This window comes from Bacteroides sp. ET225 (genome assembly GCF_024733745.1).
GTDB classification, from domain to species: Bacteria; Bacteroidota; Bacteroidia; order Bacteroidales; family Bacteroidaceae; genus Phocaeicola; species Phocaeicola excrementipullorum.
Window position 1 is genome coordinate 1 of sequence record NZ_JANRHN010000024.1, and the last position, 21,955, is coordinate 21,955.

Annotated in this window: 16 protein-coding genes; 8 read left to right on the forward strand and 8 right to left on the reverse strand. The window is 46.8% G+C overall.

Annotated features, from left to right (window positions below; translation table 11 throughout):
* Positions 1-34 precede the first annotated feature (34 nt).
* On the reverse strand, positions 35-1,180 hold the full coding sequence (gene lpxB / locus NW212_RS10690; RefSeq protein ID WP_258338639.1) for a lipid-A-disaccharide synthase: 1,146 nt from the start codon (positions 1,178-1,180) through the stop codon (positions 35-37).
* On the reverse strand, positions 1,177-1,947 hold the full coding sequence (gene surE, locus NW212_RS10695; RefSeq protein WP_258338640.1) for a 5'/3'-nucleotidase SurE: 771 nt from the start codon (positions 1,945-1,947) through the stop codon (positions 1,177-1,179). The genes lpxB and surE overlap by 4 nt, the downstream gene beginning before the upstream one ends.
* 213 nt (positions 1,948-2,160) lie before the next feature.
* Here surE and NW212_RS10700 point away from each other — a divergent pair, with 213 nt between their 5' ends.
* From NW212_RS10700 to NW212_RS10720, 5 genes are all read left to right on the forward strand, one after another.
* Positions 2,161-2,928 carry a ParA family protein gene (locus tag NW212_RS10700; RefSeq protein WP_258338641.1) on the forward strand — a complete coding sequence of 256 codons (768 nt, stop codon included), beginning with the start codon at positions 2,161-2,163 and terminating at the stop codon, positions 2,926-2,928.
* Positions 2,929-2,932: 4 nt separating this feature from the next.
* On the forward strand, positions 2,933-3,829 hold the full coding sequence (locus tag NW212_RS10705) for a ParB/RepB/Spo0J family partition protein (protein WP_258338642.1): 897 nt from the start codon (positions 2,933-2,935) through the stop codon (positions 3,827-3,829).
* Positions 3,830-3,841: 12 nt separating this feature from the next.
* The gene (locus NW212_RS10710; RefSeq protein WP_375337983.1) at positions 3,842-4,660 is read left to right on the forward strand and encodes a DUF5683 domain-containing protein; all 819 of its coding nucleotides are present in this window, start codon (positions 3,842-3,844) and stop codon (positions 4,658-4,660) included.
* A 3-nt stretch (positions 4,661-4,663) separates the two neighbouring features.
* Entirely contained in the window at positions 4,664-5,926 is a 1,263-nt protein-coding gene (locus NW212_RS10715; RefSeq protein ID WP_258338643.1) for a lytic transglycosylase domain-containing protein, read from the forward strand.
* Positions 5,927-6,004: 78 nt separating this feature from the next.
* On the forward strand, positions 6,005-8,278 hold the full coding sequence (locus NW212_RS10720) for a bifunctional (p)ppGpp synthetase/guanosine-3',5'-bis(diphosphate) 3'-pyrophosphohydrolase (protein ID WP_258338644.1): 2,274 nt from the start codon (positions 6,005-6,007) through the stop codon (positions 8,276-8,278).
* Between the two features lie 76 nt (positions 8,279-8,354).
* Here NW212_RS10720 and NW212_RS10725 read toward each other — a convergent pair whose 3' ends face one another.
* Both NW212_RS10725 and NW212_RS10730 read right to left on the reverse strand, forming a co-directional pair.
* A complete protein-coding gene (locus NW212_RS10725) occupies positions 8,355-8,702 on the reverse strand; it encodes a MerR family transcriptional regulator (RefSeq protein ID WP_258338645.1) in 348 nt (115 codons plus the stop codon).
* 12 nt (positions 8,703-8,714) lie between these two features.
* A complete protein-coding gene (locus NW212_RS10730) occupies positions 8,715-9,683 on the reverse strand; it encodes a M23 family metallopeptidase (RefSeq protein ID WP_258338646.1) in 969 nt (322 codons plus the stop codon).
* Between the two features lie 134 nt (positions 9,684-9,817).
* Between NW212_RS10730 and alaS the strand changes: the two genes are divergently transcribed.
* Positions 9,818-12,436: an alanine--tRNA ligase gene (gene alaS / locus NW212_RS10735; RefSeq protein ID WP_258338647.1), complete on the forward strand. Its 2,619-nt coding sequence runs from the start codon at positions 9,818-9,820 to the stop codon at positions 12,434-12,436.
* Between the two features lie 355 nt (positions 12,437-12,791).
* Positions 12,792-13,661 carry a hypothetical protein gene (locus NW212_RS10740; protein WP_258338648.1) on the forward strand — a complete coding sequence of 290 codons (870 nt, stop codon included), beginning with the start codon at positions 12,792-12,794 and terminating at the stop codon, positions 13,659-13,661.
* Between the two features lie 68 nt (positions 13,662-13,729).
* Here the strand turns inward: NW212_RS10740 and NW212_RS10745 are convergent, their stop codons facing one another.
* Complete coding sequence (locus NW212_RS10745; RefSeq protein ID WP_258338649.1) at positions 13,730-15,151, reverse strand: ATP-dependent RecD-like DNA helicase; 1,422 nt, start codon at positions 15,149-15,151, stop codon at positions 13,730-13,732.
* 149 nt (positions 15,152-15,300) lie between these two features.
* Between NW212_RS10745 and NW212_RS10750 the strand changes: the two genes are divergently transcribed.
* Positions 15,301-16,107: a DUF3822 family protein gene (locus tag NW212_RS10750; RefSeq protein ID WP_258338650.1), complete on the forward strand. Its 807-nt coding sequence runs from the start codon at positions 15,301-15,303 to the stop codon at positions 16,105-16,107.
* 96 nt (positions 16,108-16,203) lie between these two features.
* Here NW212_RS10750 and NW212_RS10755 read toward each other — a convergent pair whose 3' ends face one another.
* The 3 genes from NW212_RS10755 to NW212_RS10765 are packed head-to-tail and all read right to left on the reverse strand — an operon-like array spanning position 16,204 to position 21,677.
* The gene (locus tag NW212_RS10755; protein WP_309148250.1) at positions 16,204-16,749 is read right to left on the reverse strand and encodes a hypothetical protein; all 546 of its coding nucleotides are present in this window, start codon (positions 16,747-16,749) and stop codon (positions 16,204-16,206) included.
* A 58-nt stretch (positions 16,750-16,807) separates the two neighbouring features.
* Positions 16,808-18,496: a RagB/SusD family nutrient uptake outer membrane protein gene (locus tag NW212_RS10760; RefSeq protein WP_309148251.1), complete on the reverse strand. Its 1,689-nt coding sequence runs from the start codon at positions 18,494-18,496 to the stop codon at positions 16,808-16,810.
* A gap of 10 nt (positions 18,497-18,506) precedes the next feature.
* Entirely contained in the window at positions 18,507-21,677 is a 3,171-nt protein-coding gene (locus NW212_RS10765) for a TonB-dependent receptor (protein WP_258338652.1), read from the reverse strand.
* Between the last annotated feature and the right edge of the window lie 278 nt (positions 21,678-21,955).

Here is a 21,955-nt window from a genome sequence, read left to right on the forward strand (position 1 = left end):
TTATTGCGCAAGTTCATGCCCTTTTTTCTATCCGTCAGCATGTGCGGATTTCTTTCAGCCGTCCGACCATCATCTTAGCCGCACGCTCCGATGCGCCCGAATTTCCCAGAATCCGAATCATTTCATCGTAACCAGACAAGATTTTCTCCCGCTTTTCTCCTCCCGGCAAAATCCCCGCAAGCTCTTTCTTCAGATTATCTGCGGTCATTCCATCTGCCACGAGTTCTGCCACAACTTCATGCCCTGCTATCAAGTTCACCAAAGAGATATATTTCACCTTCAGAATATGGCGGCGCAGAAAAGAAACGAGCTTTCCTGCAGCCGTATAGTAGCACACCACTTGGGGAACACGAAAAAGAGCCGCTTCAAGAGTGGCCGTACCGCTGGTCACAAGAGCGGCAGAAGCATACTTCAGCAGCCTGTAAGTCTGCCCGTAAACGATTTTCGTTTCTGCATCAATATAAGTTCCATAAAAATCAGGCTCAATGCCGGGAGCCCCAGCTACCACAAACTGATAATCCGGAAAACTTTGCGCAGCCTGAAGCATACGAGTCAGGTTATCCTTAATTTCCTGTTTGCGGCTTCCGGCAAGCAAAGCGACAATCGGTCGCGGAGAAAGAGAGTTGTCCGCCAGAAACCGTTCTTTCGTATCGGCAGCATGCTCTGCACAATATGCACCAACAGCATCTACACATGGATTTCCAACGTAATGGACCGGATAATGATGATTTTTGAAGAACTCAACTTCAAATGGCAATATAGAATACAGTTCGTCAATGTCACGCTTGATATTTTTTATCCGGTATTCCTTCCATGCCCAGATTTTCGGAGAAATATAATAGAATACCGGAATTCGAGTATGCGCCTTTACATATTCGGCGATCTTCAGATTAAAGCCGGGATAATCCACTAATATCAGCACGTCGGGATTCCACGAAACGATATCCTTTTTGCAAAAGTCCATATTGCGGAAAATTGTACGCAAATGAAGCAGAACCGGAATAAATCCCATATAAGCCAGTTCCTTATAATGCTTCACCCTTGTACCTCCGGCTTCAGCCATCAAATCGCCCCCGAAAAAACGGAATTCGGCAGAAGCATCTTCCCTTCTGATAGCCCTCATCAGATTAGAAGCATGCAAATCCCCCGAAGCTTCTCCTACAATCAAATAATATCTCATAAATTCCAGTTCCAGTCATTAATCCTTTTCAGCTGTCCATAAGCCGTCATGTCGATCTGGGTGGGAGTTATGGCAACATATCCGTGATCAAGGGCCCAATGATCCGTATCAGGCGCGTCAGGTTCATTGTTTACATAAACTCCTGTCATCCAATAATAGACATCCCCATGCGGATGTTTTCTTTCAGCAAACTCGCTTGCCCACACACCGTCAGTCTGCCGGCAAACCTTTACCCCCTTCAGATCCGGTACATCAGGAAAGTTCACATTCAAACAAACTCCCACAGGCAGCCCTTCGGCCAAAACATTTGCAACGATACGGCGCACATAAGGCAAAGTTGCAGAGAAGTCAGCATCGGGAGCATGGTTACATAAAGAAAATCCCACCGACGGTACTCCTTTCAGACAGCCTTCTATCACCACTCCCATTGTTCCGGAATAATGGACATTAACCGAAGAATTATCTCCATGATTGATGCCCCCTATCACCATATCAGGCATACGCGGAACAAAAGAATTCAACGCGAGTTTCACACAATCAACAGGAGTTCCGCTACATTTATAGACTGTCACCCCCGGCTCCTCAGAAACCAAACTGCAGCGCAGAGGCACTTGCGACGTAATGGCTCCCGAAGAACCGGAGCGGGGACCGGAAGGGGCCACTACAATCAAGTCAGCCATAGGGCGCAAAGTTTCAATGAGTTCCTTAAGTCCTTTAGAGTCAAAGCCGTCATCATTTGACAACAGCAGCAATGGTTTTTCTGTCATATATAAGCGTTTCGTTTAGCGAGCGTAAAGTTACAACAAATCTTAATCTTATCAAACCGGCAACCGGATTTAAACGAAAATTCCTATCTTTGCCAACGCTGAAGTTATTAACAAAAGCTGTGACTTATCAACATTTCATCAAAAAGTAACCCTCCATTGATGGAAAGTGTCACATATTATTAGTTACTTCGCAATCAGATTAAACTGATTAATATGGGAAAAATTATTGCTATAGCCAATCAGAAAGGTGGAGTCGGAAAAACCACAACCACCATCAACTTGGCTGCATCTTTAGCTACTCTCGAGAAGAAAGTACTAGTGATTGACGCTGACCCACAGGCTAATGCCTCATCCGGTCTTGGTGTAGACTTGAAAGATATTGACTGTTCAATCTACGAATGTCTTATCAACCAGGCGGATATCCGGGAAGCCATTTATACGACAGACATTGACGGGCTGGACATCATTCCTTCTCACATCGACCTGGTTGGAGCAGAAATCGAGATGCTCAACCTCGAAAAAAGAGAAAAAATCATGCGCCAGGCTCTTGAACCAATGAAAGGGGAATACGACTACATCCTGATTGACTGTTCGCCTTCTTTGGGACTGATAACCATCAATGCGCTTACAGCAGCCGATTCTGTAATCATTCCGGTACAATGCGAATATTTTGCCTTGGAAGGAATCAGCAAGCTGCTGAACACAATAAAAATTATAAAAAGCAAACTGAACCCGTCGCTGGAAATTGAAGGATTCCTGCTGACTATGTTCGATTCACGCCTCCGACTGGCAAACCAGATTTACGATGAAGTGAAAAGGCATTTTCAGGAGCTGGTATTCAAGACAATCATCCAGCGGAATGTCAAGTTGAGCGAAGCTCCCAGCCACGGCATTCCGGCCATTCTGTATGATGCAGATTCTACCGGAGCGAAAAACCATCTGGCCTTGGCCAATGAAATTATAACAAGAAACAGTAAGTAAGCAAATGGCAGTACAAAAGAAATATGCATTGGGACGAGGGCTTGACGCTCTGATTTCAAGCGAAGAAGTGAAGACGTCAGGTTCTTCATCAATCAATGAAATCGAGCTGAGCAAGATCTCTGTCAATCCGAACCAGCCGAGAAGGGAGTTCGATCCGATCGCCCTGCAAGACCTGGCCGAATCTATCGGGGAAATAGGTATCATCCAACCGATAACCTTGAGGCAACTGTCGGAAGACTCTTATCAGATCATTGCAGGAGAACGGCGCTATCGGGCATCCGTAATGGCCGGACTCACAACAATTCCCGCCTACATCCGCACAGCCGATGACGAGAATGTGATGGAAATGGCACTGATTGAAAATATCCAGCGAGAAGACTTGAACTCGCTGGAGATAGCCTTGGCATACCAGCATCTCATCGAACAATACGGACTGACGCAGGAGCGGCTAAGCGAACGGGTTGGAAAAAAACGCGCCACCATTACCAACTACCTGCGCCTGCTGAAACTGCCTGCCCCCATACAGATGGCTTTGAAAAACAAAGAAATAGATATGGGACATGCCAGAGCGCTTCTTGCGCTGGACGATCCGAAAACCCAAATCAAGATATTCAACGAAATCATTTCACAGGGATACTCGGTCAGAAAGGTTGAAGAAATCGTAAAAGCGCTGGCATCGGGAGAAAGTGTGGAATCGGGAGGAAAAAAGATTACTCCTAAAGGCACGAAACTTTCAGAAGAATATACCATGCTGCAGAATCATCTCTGCTCTTTTTTCGGAACAAAAGTGCAGCTATCATGCACTCCGAAAGGAAAAGGAAAGATCAGCATTCCTTTCAACAGTGAATCAGACCTTGAACGTATAATGGAAATTCTGGATTCCTTGAAGAAATCGGAATAAACAACAGACAATTTGAAACCGCATACATTTACATATATTCTGTCCTTCTTGCTGTTCTGCTGCACTTCATTCATGGGATACACGGAAGCGCATGCCCAGCGTGCACGCAAGCACCGGGAAAGAATCCTGTCGGCAGACTCCATCCGGGCCATGGACCGGAAAGACTCGCTTCAGGCAATCAGCTTGAAAGACACGCTCACATTTGCCCGTGATTCTGCCGAGTGGCTGGAAAATGAAAAGACCGCATCCCTCGAAGCGCCGATAGACACGGCCGAACTGGCACGAAAGAATGATTCAATCCAGTCAACGGTTCCAATGCCGCAGCAAGAGAAGAAACGGTGGATCCCCAACTCTAACAAGACGGTATGGCTCAGCCTGGTTATACCCGGAGCCGGACAAATATACAACAGAAAATACTGGAAACTGCCTATTATCTACGGAGGATTTGTCGGTTGTGCCTATGCGCTGACGTGGAACGGGCAAATGTACAAGGATTACTCTCAAGCCTATCAGGACATCATGAGCAACAATCCGAACAACAACAGCTATGAAGACTTCCTTCCCCCCGGCGTAGACGTGAATGACAGACTGGAATATTATCAAGACCTTTTCAGAAGAAGAAAAGACTTATACCGCCGGCAAAGGGACTTAAGCATATTCGCCTTTATCGGAGTATATCTGCTCTCGGTGATCGATGCATACGTAGATGCCGAGCTTTCTGATTTCGATATCAGCAAAGACCTGACCATGACATGGCAGCCGACAGTTTTTAACGATGCGTTCCGAGGCCGTCCGCAAGGAATCGGAGTGCAATGCAGCATTAATTTTTAAACCATGAAAAAACTATTATTCAGCTTATTTACCTGCACAACCCTCAGCATATCACTGCTTTCGGGACAAGAAACGGAAAAGAGTATTGTCATTAGTGCAGCAGACGGACAAAAGGAGGAAATTGATTTGCCCCAGGGCATGATCTCTACAACAGACAGCCTGTATCTTGACTGGATATCAAAGCACTATATCAACCCGAACGAAAACTGCACCATGCGCACCGAGAATCCGCCCGTCAGCGACTCCATCTATATGGACCGGCTCAAACGGATTCCCGCAATTATAGAAATGCCATACAACGAAATTGTACGGAAATTCATTGACATGTATGCAACCCGCCTCCGGCAGAAAGTAGCGTTTATGCTGAGCGCAAACAATTTCTATATGCCAATTTTTGAAGAGGCGCTTGACCTGTATGACCTTCCGCTCGAACTGAAATACCTTCCGGTCATCGAATCGGCATTGAATCCGATGGCAACTTCCACACAAGGAGCCACCGGATTATGGCAATTCATGCTGCGCACAGGACAAGTATACGGACTGAAAGTCAACTCGTTGGTCGATGAACGGCGCGACCCGATCAAGTCTACACGTGCCGCAGCCCGTTACCTGAAAGACCTGTACGACATCTATCAGGACTGGAATCTGGTGCTGGCAGCCTACAATTGCGGACCGGGAACCATCAACAAAGCTATCAGACGCGCAGGAGGCGACAAAGACTTTTGGGAAATATACAATTATCTCCCAAAGGAAACCCGAGGATATGTTCCGGCATTCATAGCGGCAAACTACATCATGACCTATTATTGCGAGCATTACATCAGTCCCATGGAAATGAGAATGCCCGAAAGCACGGATACCATCCACGTTTCACGCCCGCTGAACCTGAACCAGGTTGCCGACGTATGCAAAATCAACATTGACGAACTTCGCGCACTGAATCCGGAATTTAAGAAAGACCTCATACCCGGAAACGAAAAGCCGTATGCACTGCGGCTTCCGACAAACATGGTCAGCACCTTCATCGACAAGGAAGACAGCATTTACGCTTACAAGGCAGACACCTACCTGACAAGACGCTCAACCGTTGCGGTAAAGAATGCAACGGGAACAAGCAAAGGAAAAGCCGTGTACCACCGTATTCGCAACGGAGAAACTTTAGGTGGAATAGCAGCCAGATACGGTGTGAGTATCAATCAGTTACGCAGACTGAACGGAATAAAGGGAAGTAATATACGGGCTGGTAAGTCGCTCAGAATCAGATAAAGAAAAACTAACATTCGCTTGCATGATTCATATTTTTTCCTATTTTTGCAAAACAGATTCAAAACGAGGGAGAGAAATATGACAGATGAAAAACTTACGCAAGAGCAAGCAGATGAAAAACTGATTGACGACGCATTTCAAGAGTTGCTGGACAGATACCTTGAAAGCAGGCACAGAAAAAAAGTAGAAATCATCACCAAAGCTTTCAACTTCGCCCGACAAGCGCACAAAGGAGTGCGCAGGCGTTCGGGCGAGCCTTATATACTGCACCCCATAGCCGTTGCACGCATCGCATGCTGTGAAATCGGACTGGGATCTACGTCTATTTGCGCAGCTCTGCTCCACGATGTCGTGGAAGACACAGACTACACGGTAGAAGACATTGAAAACCTGTTCGGACCTAAAATAGCGCAGATCGTTGACGGACTGACAAAAATATCCGGAGGAATCTTCGGGGACAGAGCTTCCGCACAGGCCGAAAATTTCAAAAAGCTGCTGCTGACGATGAACGATGATATCCGGGTGATACTCATTAAGATAGCCGACCGCCTGCACAATATGCGCACCCTCGGTTCAATGCTTCCAAGCAAGCAGTACAAAATTGCAGGAGAAACGCTTTACATCTACGCTCCTCTTGCCAACCGGCTCGGACTGAACCGGATCAAGACCGAACTGGAGGACCTGAGCTTCAAATACGAACATCCGGAAGCTTATCAGGAAATCGAAAACAAACTGAAAGCTACGCAGGCCGAACGTGAAACGGTATTCGAAGAGTTTACCGCACCGATACGGGCACAACTGAACAAGATGGGGCTTCCCTACCGCATCCTGGCAAGAATCAAATCGCCCTACTCCATATGGAACAAGATGCAGAACAAGCACATCACGTTTGAAGAAATCTATGACATCCTTGCCGTAAGAATCATCTTTACCCCCCGAAACGAAGAAGAGGAACTCAACGACTGCTTCAACATTTATGTAGCCATCTCAAAAATATACAAACCGCACCCCGACCGTCTGCGCGACTGGGTAAGCCACCCCAAGGCAAACGGCTATCAGGCTCTCCATGTCACTTTGATGAGCAACAAAGGACAGTGGATTGAAGTGCAGATACGAAGCGAGCGCATGAACGATGTGGCTGAACAGGGATTTGCCGCTCACTGGAAATACAAAGAAGGCGGAGGAAGCGAAGATGAGGGAGAACTCAGCAAATGGCTGAAAACAATCAAAGAGATTCTGGACGATCCGCAACCGGACGCGCTCGACTTCCTCGATACCATCAAGCTGAATCTGTTCGCTTCAGAAATATTTGTATTCACTCCTAAAGGAGAAATAAAGACCATGCCGCAAAATGCGACGGCTCTTGACTTCGCATTCTCCATACATACCTTTCTGGGAAGCCATTGCATCGGAGCTAAGGTCAACCACAAGCTGGTTCCGCTAAGCCATAAACTGCAAAGCGGAGATCAGGTGGAAATCCTTACATCCAAATCGCAGAAAGTGCAGCCGTCGTGGATCAATTTCGCAACCACGGCAAAAGCAAAGGCGAAAATCTCATCCATACTGAAACGGGAAAGAAAGGAATTCCAAATGCAGGGTGAAGACATGCTCAGCGATTTCTTCAAAAAAGAAGGACTGGAATACAATGAGCAGAATATCCAAAAGCTCTGCACACTGCATAATCTGAAATCGGCCGACGAACTGACTTACAAGATCGGACAGAAAAGCATTATACTGGGAGATCTTGAGCGGAACGAACTGAAAGAGAAACCTGCCACAACAAGCTGGAAGAAATATATATCCTTTGCCTTCGGAAGCAGCAAATCCAAACAGCCGCAGCAGGCAGAACAGGCTGCACAGCCTTTGAACATCGACAAGAAAAAGATTGTAAAACTGACTCCCGACGAACTTCAGAAGCATTATATCATAGCAGACTGCTGCAAGCCAATACCAGGGGACGATGTGCTGGGATACATTGATGACAACAACCGCATCATTATCCACAAACGGCAATGCCCCATCGCCGCGCAACTGAAATCCAGCTTCGGCAACCGCCTGCTTGCCGTGCAATGGGAAATAGGCAAGGCCTTGAATTTCCCCGTCAACGTATATATAAAAGGTATAGACGGAATCGGCGTTCTGAACGAAGTGACGCAAATCATTTCGCAGCAGCTGAACGTGAACATCCACAAACTGAACATCGAGTCGAACGACGGAATCTTTGAGGGACGCATCCAACTGCTCGTACATGATGTGGATGACGTAAATACAATCTGCTCCAACCTGAAAAAGCTGGAGCATATCAATAAAGTGACCCGCATCGAGAATTTCGATGATGAAATCACAGACTAACCAGACTCTGGCGCAGAGGCACGGAAATCCGGATTGCGGTTCCGTGCCTCTGCGCTAAATACCGGAACACTGCACCTCACGTTACGTAATCAAGTTCCTTGCGCATCTGTTCCAGTTCGTCCCTGATGCTTTTCAAACGTTCAAGCACTTCGCTGTTCCGTGCAACACTTTCCGGACCCACCTTCAGACGCTGCTTGGCTCCGGCCAATGTCATGCCTTTTTCCTTAACCAGATAGTATATCTGACGGATATTTTCAATATCTTCTTTTCTGTATTGACGGATGTTTCCACCAACCTTCTTGGGAGAGATTATCGGAAACTCCTTTTCCCAATACCGCAACAATGATTCGTTCACCCCAAACATCCGGGCAACCTCACTGATGGAGTAATACAGTTTCAATTCCTTGTTTGTCTTGAAAGCCATATGTCTAGTCTTTTAGTCGTACACCTTACCGTGATTTGAAGCGATTTCTATCATCCTGTCATACTCGTCGGCACTCAAATCCATGAAATAATAGTTTACGGGATTCACAACCTGCCCCTTGACATGCACTTCATAGTGGAGATGCGGTCCCGTACTCTTGCCCGTGCTGCCCACCTCTCCTATCACTTCACCTCTGACCACTTCCTGCCCCACCTTCACCTTTATTTTGCTGAGGTGCGCATAACGTGTAACGTATCCGAATCCATGATCAACGGTGATGCAGTTGCCATAAAGCCCGTCCCATCCGGCCTGTTTCACCTTGCCGTTTCCGGTCACATACACAGGCGTGCCAACATTGGCCGAGAAATCCATGCCCGCATGAAACTTGACTGTCTTGTAAATGGGATCAATGCGCATGCCATACCCCGAGGCCGTCTGCTTCAGGTTTTTGTTGGCCACCGGCTGGATGGCCGGGATGCATGTCAGCATCTTGTCATGCTGCTTGCAAAGAGCCACCACTTCGTCAAACGACTTCGACTGGATGTATATCTGACGCGCAAGCAAATCCATCTTGCGCGTCGTATTGATGACAAGCTCACTGTTTGCCATCCCCACCAGATCCTGGTAACGGTTGGTATTATGATAAGTTGCAGTACGCAGCTCTTCAGGCAAGGGATCGGCCTGCATTATCACCCGATACAGATTGTCGTCACGCTGCTGCAAACGCGACATCACCTCTTCCGCCTCATCCAGGCGGCTCGACAAGATGTTGTACTGCGAAACCAGCCGGGCATTTTCAATCCGGAGATTCTTTTCCGAAGGAGATCCGAACACCAGAAGCAGCGCGATAAAGCTTCCGGCACCCAGCCCCATTCCCACAAACAAACGCCTCAAGTAACTCAGCACCCGCTGCCTGACGGTAGGATAAATCCGGTCGTACGTACGGGTCCGAGGGTTATAGATATAGTAAACTTTACGCATTCACGTCCTGATTTGAAGTTTTTTAAGGCACAACATATCAAGTTTTTGTACCAAACATACAGACAAAAATAATAAAACCGATTATCTTTGCAAATCGATTTTGAGAATATTAACTACAAGACAAGATAGCGATTATGTTGACAGCAAATGAAATTCGTGACTCGTTCGTCAAATTTTTCGAGTCTAAAGGACATCAGATCGTTCCGTCAGCACCGATGGTCATCAAAGACGATCCGACACTGATGTTTACCAATGCAGGCATGAATCAGTTTAAAGATATCATTCTTGGAAACCACCCTGCAAAATACAAACGCGTCACCGACTCACAAAAGTGTCTGCGCGTAAGCGGAAAACACAACGACCTGGAAGAAGTGGGCCATGACACCTATCACCATACCATGTTTGAAATGCTAGGAAACTGGTCGTTCGGCGACTATTTCAAGAAAGAAGTCATCGGATGGGCATGGGAATACCTCGTGGATGTGCTGAAAATCAATCCGGAAATCCTCTATGCAACCGTATTCGAAGGCAGTCCGGAAGAAGGACTTGAACGCGACAATGAGGCGGCTTCCTACTGGGCAAAGTATCTGCCGGAAGACCATATCATCAACGGAAACAAGCACGACAACTTTTGGGAAATGGGAGAAACCGGCCCATGCGGCCCGTGTTCGGAAATCCACATCGACCTCCGGCCGGATGAAGAAAAGGCTAAAGTTCCCGGACGCGAACTGGTGAACAAGGACAATCCGCTGGTAATAGAAATCTGGAACCTGGTGTTCATGCAGTACAACCGGAAAGCAGACGGAAGCCTGGAACCGCTTCCGGCAAAGGTTATTGATACCGGCATGGGATTTGAACGCCTCTGCATGGCATTGCAGGGCAAGAAGTCGAATTACGACACCGACGTGTTCCAGCCTATAATCAAAGCCATCGGCGACCTTGCAGGCGTTACTTACGGCAAAGATCCGAAAGTAGACGTTGCCATGCGTGTAGTGGCCGATCACATCCGCACAATTGCCTTCTCCATCACCGACGGACAGCTGCCGTCGAATGCGAAGGCCGGATACGTCATCCGACGCATTCTCCGCCGCGCCACACGCTACGCCTATACGTTCCTCGGACAAAAGCAGGCATTCATGTACAAACTTGTTCCGGTACTGATAGAAAACATGGGAGGCGCCTATCCCGAACTGAAAGCTCAGCAGACGCTGATCGAAAAGGTGATGAAAGAAGAGGAAGAAACTTTTCTCCGCACACTCGAAACCGGCATACGCCTGCTCGACAAGGTTATGAACGATGCCAAGGCAGCCGGGAAAAAGGAAATCAGCGGCGTAGACGCATTCACGCTGTACGACACCTTCGGCTTCCCGCTCGACCTGACCGAACTGATTCTGCGCGAAAACCAGATGACGGTGAACGAAGACGAGTTCAACGCCGAAATGCAGAAGCAGAAACAGCGGGCACGCAACGCTGCTACCGTTGAAACCGGCGACTGGGTGGTGCTGAAAGAAGGCGAAACCAAATTTGTAGGATACGACTATACGGAATATGAAACAAGCATTCTCCGCTTCCGCGAAGTCAAGCAGAAAAATCAGACCTACTATCAGATCGTTCTCAGCGAAACTCCGTTCTACGCAGAAAGTGGAGGTCAGGTAGGAGATACCGGTGCGCTGGTCAGCGAATTCGAAACCATCGAAATAATCGACACTAAAAAAGAAAACAACCTGCCGATCCACATCGCGAAGAAATTGCCGGAGCATCTGGATGCACCGATGATGGCATGCGTAGACACCGACCGCCGTGCAGCCTGTGCAGCCAACCACTCGTGTACGCACCTGCTGGACGAAGCGCTGCGCCAGGTATTGGGCACACACGTGGAGCAGAAAGGTTCGCTCGTCACCCCCGATTCGCTGCGTTTCGACTTCTCTCACTTCCAGAAAGTTACTCCGGAACAGCTGCGTGAGGTAGAACATCTGGTAAACGCTAAGATCCGCGCGAACATTCCTCTCACGGAATACCGCAACCTTCCGATTGAAAAGGCCAAGGAACTGGGAGCCATCGCGCTTTTCGGAGAGAAATACGGCGATGAAGTGCGTGTCGTACAGTTCGGTTCGTCCATCGAATTCTGCGGCGGCACACACGTATCGGCCACGGGAAAGATCGGAATGGTGAAGATCATCTCCGAAAGTTCGGTAGCTGCCGGCGTACGCCGTATCGAAGCGGTTACCGGAGCCAAGGTAGAAGAAATGCTCGACTCCATCCAGGACACGCTCGACGACTTGAGGGCATTGTTCAACAATGCGCCTGATTTGAAAGCGGCCATCAGAAAATACATTGACGAGAATGCCGGTTTGAAAAAGCAAGTAGAAGCGTTCATGAAAGAAAAAGAAGCCGAAATAAAGGCGAAACTGATTGAGAGCGCAAAAGAAATCCACGGCGTAAAAGTTATCAGGTCTGTTCTTCCGATGCCTGCTGATACGGTCAAGAACATCGCCTTCCAACTGAAAGGACAGATTCCCGAAAATCTGTTTGTGGCCATCGGAAGCGCATTCGAGAACAAGCCCATGCTGACCGTAATGATCAGCGACGACCTTGTGAAGAACGGACTCAACGCAGGCCAGTTGGTGCGCGAGGCTGCCAAACTGATTCAAGGCGGCGGAGGCGGCCAGCCTCACTTCGCAACGGCGGGCGGCAAGAACCCCGACGGACTGAGTGCTGCCGTAGACAAGATCATCGAACTGGCCGGATTCTGACAAGCCGTCACCATCCACATCAAAGGAAAGCCTCAAGAGGAAGACAAGTTTTCTTCTTGAGGTTTTCCTTTTTCCGCCAAATAAAGACATACATACCGGCCCATATGCTTTATCTCCAGGCTGGAGATATAAATCTTCAGTCTGAAGATACATATACTTAACCTAAAGACACATATCTCTACCTTAAAGACGGAGATATCATGAAAGGTATGATCATTTTTTCATCCGGATAATCACATTTTCACCCCTCATAACTGCACTTAGGCCAGTCATAGTAAAAACAGCCAAAACTGTCTTTTTCTTAATCCAGAAAGTCTTATTATCTTACGCATTATTAATTTAAAAGATTAAAGCTATGAAGACATTAAAAAATTTCTGGTACATCGCAGTTTTGCTGCTTTTCTTTACGCCGATTCTTACATCCTGCGGCGACGATGATGGAAGCATCAGTTTAGGAACCCCAAAGTATGAATCCGTCAGCGGAAAATACAACATCACTTCACCCGGCTCCCAATACAGAAGCATCGAACTGGGAGCAAGCGGAAACTACATTGTCATCACTGGCAGCAGCTACTATGCACAACAGGCAAGAAGCGGACAAAAGAAAAGCAGCTTCTTCTATCAGGACAAGACCGATGCGTCGCGCGCAACAAACTACAACGGCATCATTTACGGCACATACACCCAACTCGCTGACGGAAGCTTCGATTTGGAAGGATTCGGCATCGTCAAAATCATCTATGCCGAAGACAAGACAGTTACAGGCATCGAACTGACTCCCGAAACAGGCGGCCCGGTGACCCTCACCGTAGAAAAGGAAGAGGTGATGGCCGACGACGACATGACAAACGCATTGTGCCGCACCTGGAGAATGGATAAACTGGAAATAAATCTAACGGAAGGCGACCAATCATTCAGTGCCACCGTAACACGCGACAACTGGCAGGATTATGAGATAATGGAAACATTCGGTGACGAAGTGCTTTTCTCCAAGTCAGGAACATATATGGTTACTTACGTAGATGGAGCAATCGGCATCTCATCATGGAAATGGAAGAACAAAGATGCAGGAACCATATTTTATTCGTGGGACAACCAATGGTATGAAGATGAGTTCGTCACTTTGAGCTTCTCCGGAAACACGCTCATCATACACGAAGTTTATGAAGAAGATGATTACGAGTACTACAAAGAAGAAACTTATACCTATCTGGTAGCAGAATAGCATGAACAACCCGTTCCGCCGCAGGCTTATCCCCAGAATACAGTCCGCGGCGGAACATTCCGCATCCGTCACCCCTCCGTCTGCTTCTCCGGCCAATTCACCAGATAAAGCCGCTCCGTGGCACGGGTAAAGACCGTATACAGCCACCGGTAATAGTCAGGCGAAATCATCTCCTCCGACAGGTAGCCTTGGTCAATGAACACACGCTTCCATTGTCCGCCCTGAGCCTTATGGCAGGTCACGGCATAAGCATACTTCACCTGCAAAGCATTGTAATAAGGATCTTCTTTCATCTTCTTCATCCGCTCGCGCTTTACGCTTACATCCGCATAATCTTCGATCACATTGCTGAAAAGCTGTTCATTCTGTTCCCGGGTCAGGGCAGGCGCATCGCTGTGCAGCGTATCAAGCAAGATTTTGGCCTCCAGTTCCAAGCCCTGATAGTCAGGAAATTCCAGCAGGACATCGGCAAAACGGAACCCGTACATTTCGCGAACTTTCCGTACCCTGCGAACCACAGCGACATCACCGTTGGCAATAAAATCAAGCTCCTTGCAGTCTTTTCCCCAGAAATAGTTGTTCTTGGCCACCATCAGTACATCCCCGGCATTCAATTCATCCTCCCTATACAGAATCGTGCTCCGAATCCCCTTATTGTACAGATTCGCCCGTTTGTTGGACCGGCAAACGATGATTGTTTCGTCCATTCCGGCATGTTCGTAGCACTCGCTGATGGTTTCTATCAGTTCGCTTCCGGGAAGCATCTTCACATCCGGAAAGCCTTTCAGCCGTATTTTGGGCAACGAAAAGCAGTCTTCTTGAGTAATCAGCATACGGAGGAGCGTAGCATTGCAGAGAATCCCTGAGTTTCCGGCCTGCCTCACCACCTGCGTAAGGTTGCATTCCGACACCTGCAATCCATAGCCTTCCAGCATGGAACGCGATAAAGCAGGACTTTCTTCTTCCCCCACAGGGGGCAGCTGGGCAGTATCCCCCACAAGCATCATCCGGCATCCGTTCCCGTTATAAACATACTGAACCAGATCGTCCAGCAGGCGTCCCGTTCCGAACGATGTCCCCGACAATCCTTCATTCGCAATCATCGAAGCCTCATCCACAACAAAGAGCGTATCTTTCGAAAGATTGTCCCCCATCACAAAATTATCCGTTTCATTTGAAAACGCTTTCTGACGGTAAATCCGCCGGTGAATGGTATAAGCTGAATGATTGGAATGGTGTGCAAAGACCTTTGCTGCCCTTCCCGTGGGAGCAAGCAGCACATACTTCCGGTTCAGCTCGTCAAGCGTCCGTACCAGAGCGCCGACAATCGAAGTCTTTCCCGTTCCGGCATATCCCTTCAATACAAACACGGCCTCGTCTGAGGGTGAAACAAGAAAATCGGCAAACTTCCTGACCGCATTCTCCTGATCAGCAGTGGGAGGATGCGGAAAATTCAGCCGGATTCGTTGGAACAAGTCATCTGTAAGCATAGCGTCGAAATAAAATAAGTGGCGACATCAAATCGTTCAAGCAAATTTACTATTTTTGTAACACGAATATAAAGCAAAAAAACAACAATCAGACAAGATGCACGGAAATATTGCAGACAAAACAACAAAACACTCTAACTTTAAAGAGCATGATAGACTTTAACCAACCCGACCGATATACCTTATCCATCCGACTAAGCACCGACGGATTTTCATTTGCCATCCATCCGGACGAAGGCGGAGAGGACGTGCTGTTCCGCACTTTCCATGTCAACCCGCAACATTCCATGGCTGCGAACGTAAAAGAGTTTTTGGCCGAAACGGACACGCTGAAACATGCTTTCCGGCAAACCAACATACTCATCCATACGTCAAGGTATACACCGGTTCCTTTCGAGCTTTACGAAGACGATCAGACAGAACTGCTTTTCTATCAGAACCTTCCCAAGCAGAACAACGAAATCATTCTCTGCAACATTCTGAGCAAGAGCAATATCGCCATATTGTTCTCCATCGACAAGCTGACACACCAACTGCTTTCAGACCACTTTCCGAAAGCGCGCTTCTTCGCATCAATCAGCCCCACAATCGAATACCTCACTCTGCGGAGCAGAAAAAACGGAAACAGCCGCGCTGAAGTGTTTGCCATCCTTCACCAGAAATCGCTCGATCTGTTGGCGTTCAAGAATCAGAAGCCTGTCCTTGCCAATTCGTTCAAAGCCTCGAACATGAACGACAAATGCTACTACCTGCTCAATCTCTGGAAGCAGCTGAATCTTGACCAACAGCAGGATGTGCTGTATGTATCCGACGGAATGCAGCAAAAAAAACAGGAAGATTTTCTGAAAAGATTCATAAAGAACATTTCGTTTATAAATTCACAGACAGAACCGACACCTTACAGATATCCTTCAGATATTCCATTTGACATGTTATCATTGGACCTGTGCGAATAGGCAACATAAACCAAGCTTATATGACTTCTCTTAAACATTAAAAGGAGTGCAGAAATCCGGCAAGCCGATATTTCTGCACTCCTTATAACAATCTGTTTATTCAACCGTCACCGTTACATAATAGTTTTCCGAAAAGGCACGCACCTCATATTCATCCGTTTTTACAATGGTCGTAGTAGCTACATCCGTCACGTCCATTGTTTCATTCGGATCAAACGTCAATACGCGGAAAGAACCCTTCGAACCATTCAATGCCTTGATATAAATGTTCTGCACACCGCCTGCAGCATTGGGCCATGTCATTTCGTATGCTCCGGAAGCATTTGGTGTTAATGTATTTCCATCCTTATCAACCACCGCATAGTCTGTACCGCAAACCAACTGAACACCTTCATCCCCGGGCACGGGAGTCGTGTAATAATAAACCGTGGGACTATAAGACCGCACATACCTGCTATGGAACTGCGTCGGGACAGTCAAAGTTTCCCCCTGAGCCACTGAATAAATTACATCATTGCCTCCAGGAATGGTTCCCCACTTTTCAAAACCATAATAATAAATGTGGGCGGAAGCGGGATCTCCATCTTCCCACTCTTCATGATCGTTGCTGCATCCTGTCAATGCGCAACAGATGCAAAGCATAAAAAGAAATGCTATTCTATTCTTAAATGTATTCATAAATCAGATCTTCATTAAAATTCTACCAGTTTGGATTTTGTTTGATGTTTCCGCCGGAAGTGGCCAGTTCGTACGACGGTATAGGATACAAATAGTCCCTGTCCGGATTAAAACTGCGGCCGGTGCCGTCTTCCACGACATAGATATCAGCCTGGTCATAAAGTTTCGCACCGTTGTACATGCCGTCGGCTTCCGTAAGCCTTCCGGCTAGTTCGTTGCGGGTCATTGCACTTTCGTCTTCATTAAAAAACAAGCCAAGCATCGGCTGAGGCAATACGTCTTCTGCCGTCTTCCACCGTATGATATCATCATAATGAAGACCCTCATCAATGAACTCAACCATACGTTCTCTGCGAATCTCCTCCAACATATTCAGTCCGTTGGCACTGACAAATTCATTCGTCAACGCTACATTGAAACCAGAACGTCCGCGCACTGCGTTTATGGTCTTTTCCAAATCATCGTTAGAAATAGAACCCTTGTACTCATACAGAGCCTCCGCATAAGAGATAAGCACCTCTGCATAACGGATAACCATCTTGTCAACCGTCTCCCTTCCGTTTGTATCAAATTCACTGTTCATATATCCTTTTTTTATCGGATAAGCATAAGTATTTCCAGCATTGACATTATCAAAGGGCCTATAAACAGCACCTTTAAAAGCATCTGCTTCTCTATATTTAAACACAGTCATGGCAAGGCGGGGATCTCTATGAGTAAAAATATCATCATAATGTGTATCCGGCGACTGGCCATAAGCAGACTTGCCTTTCGGAAGACCGTCATCATACAGAAAATTATCAATCATCTGGCGTGTGATTCCTCCCTGTGTAGCCTTGGTAGACGACTGATTATGATAGACAATCGCATTCGATGCTCCGTTCGGTCCATAAAGTTTCACGAAGATATTCTCTTTGTTCTGCCGTCCTTCCCCGTCAAAATAGAACAAGGTCTGGAAATTCGGATAAAGTTCATGCTTTCCTTCGCTCATAAGTGTTTGAGCCGCATCAATCGCTTTCTTCAGATGGGCCTTGCTGTCGCCTTCTGCCAAATTGTGATACTTTATATAAGTACCCTCATACAAACCGATACGTACAATCATAGCCAAAGCTGCCGAACGGGAAACACGTCCCCAATTGCTGTCATCAGACAATTCATCAATGTCCGGCAACCATTCACAAGCAAATTCCAAATCAGCGTAGCATTGCTGAATAACCGTTTCACGCGAATCCCGTCCTTTCTTGATTTCCGGGTCGTCCGTTGAAGTGAATACCTTCAGTATAAGGGGAACGTCCCCATATTTTTTAACCAAATCAAAATAATAATAAGCACGGAAAAAACGTGCCTCGGCAATCCATCTGCTGCGGACTTCTTCCTGCAGCGGCGCTTCTCCGCCTTTTACGATTATATTGTTGCACACACCGATTTTATTATACGGATCACTCCAGTCATTATCCCTTTCCGGAACGCTTCGGTTTCCGGAAGAAACATCATCCGGCACATAGCTCACCAGTTCATCGGAACGGAAGTCATGTCCGTTTCCTGTCAAAAATCCTGGCAGATCCACATAAAGCCGGTTGCATGCTCCCCGCAAGTCGGTTTCTGTTTTCCAGAAAGTCTGGTCTGTCAATGTCGTTTCCGGATATTTGTCCAACGAACATCCGCTTATCATTATTGCACCAAATATCAGTGCGGAAATTCTCTTCATCATGTTTCAAGTTTTAGAAGGTTATATTCAATCCCAATGTCCAGCTGCGGAAGAATGGATACAGACTTCTCGTAGCATTGTTCTTTGCTTCAGGATCTATGACAGAAAACATGTCAGTAATCTCAAACAGATCTTGTCCTGTCACATAAATTCTCAGTTTCTCCATGTATTTCTTGCTGATGGGCACTGTATATCCCAACGTAACATTCTTCAAACGGAAATAAGAAGCATCTTGCAGCCAACGGTCGGCAGGCTTGCTGTTAAAGTCATCCGACTTGTACTGATAAAGGCGCGGCCAATAAGCATCCGTATTGGTTTCCGTCCAATAATCTCTATGAATGGTCCAAGGCATCAGTTCGTCCTTAAACAGAGGAAACATATCTTTGCTTAACATCACATCGCGCTTGCCAACTCCTTGGAACATAAGCGACAAATCGAAACCTTTCCATTGAGCAGACAGACTGATTCCATACAAATAGCGGGGAGTAATGTTTCCCAAACAAACCAAGTCGCCATGATTTTCAGCAGTACCTTCACCTGAACCGATTGTATGGTCAGCATCTCCTTGGGCGACATATTTAACATCACCTCCCGAAATAACACCGTCATTGAAAGTAGAGTATCCCGGATGATCCGCCTTGTATTGCAGATATTCTTCACGGCTCGACCAAAAACCGTCTGTCTGATATCCCCAAATCGTATTGATAGGATAGCCTTCCAGCAATTCTACCAATCCCTCACCGATATAGCTGGCACCGTCATATCTGACGAGTTTGTTGTTGCTATCCGAAATATTGAAGGCTATCTGATAGCTGAAATCCTTGATCTTATCTCTCCAGCTGATATTGAAGTCCCATCCCCAGGTCTTCAGTTTGCCCACATTCATATTAGGGACATCAATACCAATCTGTGAAGGCAACTGCAAAGCAGAAAGCATATCATTGTTAAACTTCCAATAATACTCAAATGTTCCGCTCAGACGATTGTTGAACAAGCCGAAATCAATACCCAAATTAGTGGTTTCCACCGTTTCCCAAGTTTTATCCTCCGATGCCAGACTCGCCTGATAATACCACCGTTCACCGAAATAAGTGGAAGGCATATCACTCTGTGAATAAGAAATCAGCGGAATATAGTCATACAGCCCCAGTACGGCTCCGTTACCCAGCTGTCCCCACGAAGCACGCAGCTTCAAATTGCTAACCCAATCAGCATTGAACCATTCTTCTTCATTCACTCTCCATGCTGCCGAAACTGAAGGAAAGGCTTTCCAGCGTTTGGAAGGAGCCAGACGGGAACTTCCATCATAGCGCAAATTAGCCTCCAAAAGATATTTCTCCTTATAGTTATAGTTGATACGCCCGAAGTAGGACATCATGGCCCACGTTTCAATGTTATCACTCAAACTGCTGTTCGTGGCAATGGAACTGTCATAATAATTGAACGAATAAAAATCGTTCGATAACATATTGCGGGCTATCCCTTCAATACCGTCCAAGCGATAGTTTTCATACGACGTACCTGCAAGGATGCTGAAGTTGTGCTTGTCTTTCAGGCTGAAAGAATAATTGACTGTAGCTTCCAGCAAATCATGGTAAGACGAGTTCTTCGCTTTTGTCAATGAGTTAGCTGGATTAAGTGTCCGCTGCACAGCACCCGTCTGCTTATACCATGTAAGTGTACGGCTGTTGCTGACTTCAGAGTAATATCCGGCATTGCGCGATGCACTCAGGTTGATGCGCAGATTCTTTACAAAATCCTTGATTGTCAACTGAGCCTTTCCGATAAATGCTTCATTCTTGGTGGTTGTTACGCCGGCATTCTTCATAATGTCGATGGCATTATTCTGCAAATCACCGTTATAGATGTTCGGATAGTTCTCCGCTTCAGGCTGATAAATGGGCTGACGTCCGCGGTTGGAGTAGAGAAGCGACATGATATCGGCCGCACCATATGAGTTTTCGTTTCTCTCTCCTCCCTGATACTGGATATTGACGCTCAAGTCCACATATTTGTGAAGGCTGGCATTCATCTTTGCCAGGAGATTATAACGGTCATAATCATCCGGACCATATTGCAACAGACCGTTCTTATAATAATAGTTGGCAGACACCAGATAATTGACCTTGTCGGTCCCTCCGCTTACAGACACCGAATGATTGTGCTGCAACGTAAAGTTTTTGGTTCCTTCACCCAACCAGTCCACACTGTCAAACAGATCCCAGCGACCGTTTGCCAAAGGACGGTAATTGAAATTCGGATTTCCCACCCACGATGACTTTTCCGCATTCCATTCAGGACCACCTGTCGGAATACGCGACAGATTGATAAATTCCTGCTCTTCCCAAGCTGGAATACGCTCGGGCATATTCCCGGGAATATTAAAAGAAACATAACCGTTATAAGAAACCTTAGGCTTTCCTTCCGTACCGTTTTTCGTGGTAATCAGCACCACTCCGGCAGCAGCACGGGCACCATATATGGCACACGAAGCGGCATCCTTCAAAACAGATATAGACTCTATATCATCTGCATTCAGCATTGACATATCACCCTCGACACCATCAATAAGAACCAAAGCCGAAGCTCCGTTTACGGATGAATATCCACGGATCTGCATTCCGTCGGTTTCCGCTCCCGGCTGTCCGCCAGTACGCGTAATTGTCACGCCAGGCATTTCTCCCTGCAAAGCAGACAACACGTCTGTAGAAGGTTTGGAAGCAATCTGTTCACCGTCGATGGCAGAAACAGAGCCGGAAAGGTTCACTTTCTTTTGCACACCATAACCGACCACAACCACCTCGTCCAGCATTTCCGTATCTTCACTCAGCTTAACAGTAAAGTCGGTTCTGCCTTTTACCGGGATTTCCCGTGAAGAATAACCGATAAACGAAACAACAAGAATTCCATCCTCCGGAACTTCAAGAGCAAATCTTCCATCCAAATCCGTAATAGTACCAGAGGAAGTACCCTTTACAGAAACGTTTGCACCAATTACCGGTCCCATATCATCCAATACGACACCGGAAATCTTCCTCGTCTGTGCGATGTCATCAACGACATCCGTTTTCATTCCTGCCTCCGGCTTATCTCCCCCTCCGGCATAACCGGGAAGACAGAAACAGCCGCCAGCCAGCAGCGAACACATAAGCATACGCTGCACATAACATCTTTTCTTCGACATAGTATTATTTATTTTATGATTAATAAATTACGGGCATAAGGCCCGTGTATTACGGCTGCAAAAATATTCCAACAAGGCCGCCGCAGCTTTCAATTTCGTTGCTATAAATTTCATTAACGTACAATATTGTCCAGCAGAAGAAACGATAGCTTCAATATTGTTTAAAAGGCTTTCAATCCTGTGTAAACATCAAGGAAAAACCGGAGAAGCACCCTCCTCAAGGAGAGGAACTATTGCATTTCATGGACAAAGTTCGTACCTTTGCCTATCGGATAAAT

Excerpts from the sequence above, each read along its gene's own strand:
- lpxB (WP_258338639.1), bottom strand. The coding sequence starts at position 1,180 with ATGAGATATTATTTGATTGTAGGAGAAGCTTCGGGGGATTTGCATGCT.
- surE (WP_258338640.1), bottom strand. The coding sequence starts at position 1,947 with ATGACAGAAAAACCATTGCTGCTGTTGTCAAATGATGACGGCTTTGAC.
- NW212_RS10700 (WP_258338641.1), top strand. The coding sequence starts at position 2,161 with ATGGGAAAAATTATTGCTATAGCCAATCAGAAAGGTGGAGTCGGAAAA.
- NW212_RS10705 (WP_258338642.1), top strand. The coding sequence starts at position 2,933 with ATGGCAGTACAAAAGAAATATGCATTGGGACGAGGGCTTGACGCTCTG.
- NW212_RS10715 (WP_258338643.1), top strand. The coding sequence starts at position 4,664 with ATGAAAAAACTATTATTCAGCTTATTTACCTGCACAACCCTCAGCATA.
- NW212_RS10720 (WP_258338644.1), top strand. The coding sequence starts at position 6,005 with ATGACAGATGAAAAACTTACGCAAGAGCAAGCAGATGAAAAACTGATT.
- NW212_RS10725 (WP_258338645.1), bottom strand. The coding sequence starts at position 8,702 with ATGGCTTTCAAGACAAACAAGGAATTGAAACTGTATTACTCCATCAGT.
- NW212_RS10730 (WP_258338646.1), bottom strand. The coding sequence starts at position 9,683 with ATGCGTAAAGTTTACTATATCTATAACCCTCGGACCCGTACGTACGAC.
- alaS (WP_258338647.1), top strand. The coding sequence starts at position 9,818 with ATGTTGACAGCAAATGAAATTCGTGACTCGTTCGTCAAATTTTTCGAG.
- NW212_RS10740 (WP_258338648.1), top strand. The coding sequence starts at position 12,792 with ATGAAGACATTAAAAAATTTCTGGTACATCGCAGTTTTGCTGCTTTTC.
- NW212_RS10745 (WP_258338649.1), bottom strand. The coding sequence starts at position 15,151 with ATGCTTACAGATGACTTGTTCCAACGAATCCGGCTGAATTTTCCGCAT.
- NW212_RS10750 (WP_258338650.1), top strand. The coding sequence starts at position 15,301 with ATGATAGACTTTAACCAACCCGACCGATATACCTTATCCATCCGACTA.
- NW212_RS10755 (WP_309148250.1), bottom strand. The coding sequence starts at position 16,749 with ATGCTTTGCATCTGTTGCGCATTGACAGGATGCAGCAACGATCATGAA.
- NW212_RS10760 (WP_309148251.1), bottom strand. The coding sequence starts at position 18,496 with ATGATGAAGAGAATTTCCGCACTGATATTTGGTGCAATAATGATAAGC.
- NW212_RS10765 (WP_258338652.1), bottom strand. The coding sequence starts at position 21,677 with ATGTCGAAGAAAAGATGTTATGTGCAGCGTATGCTTATGTGTTCGCTG.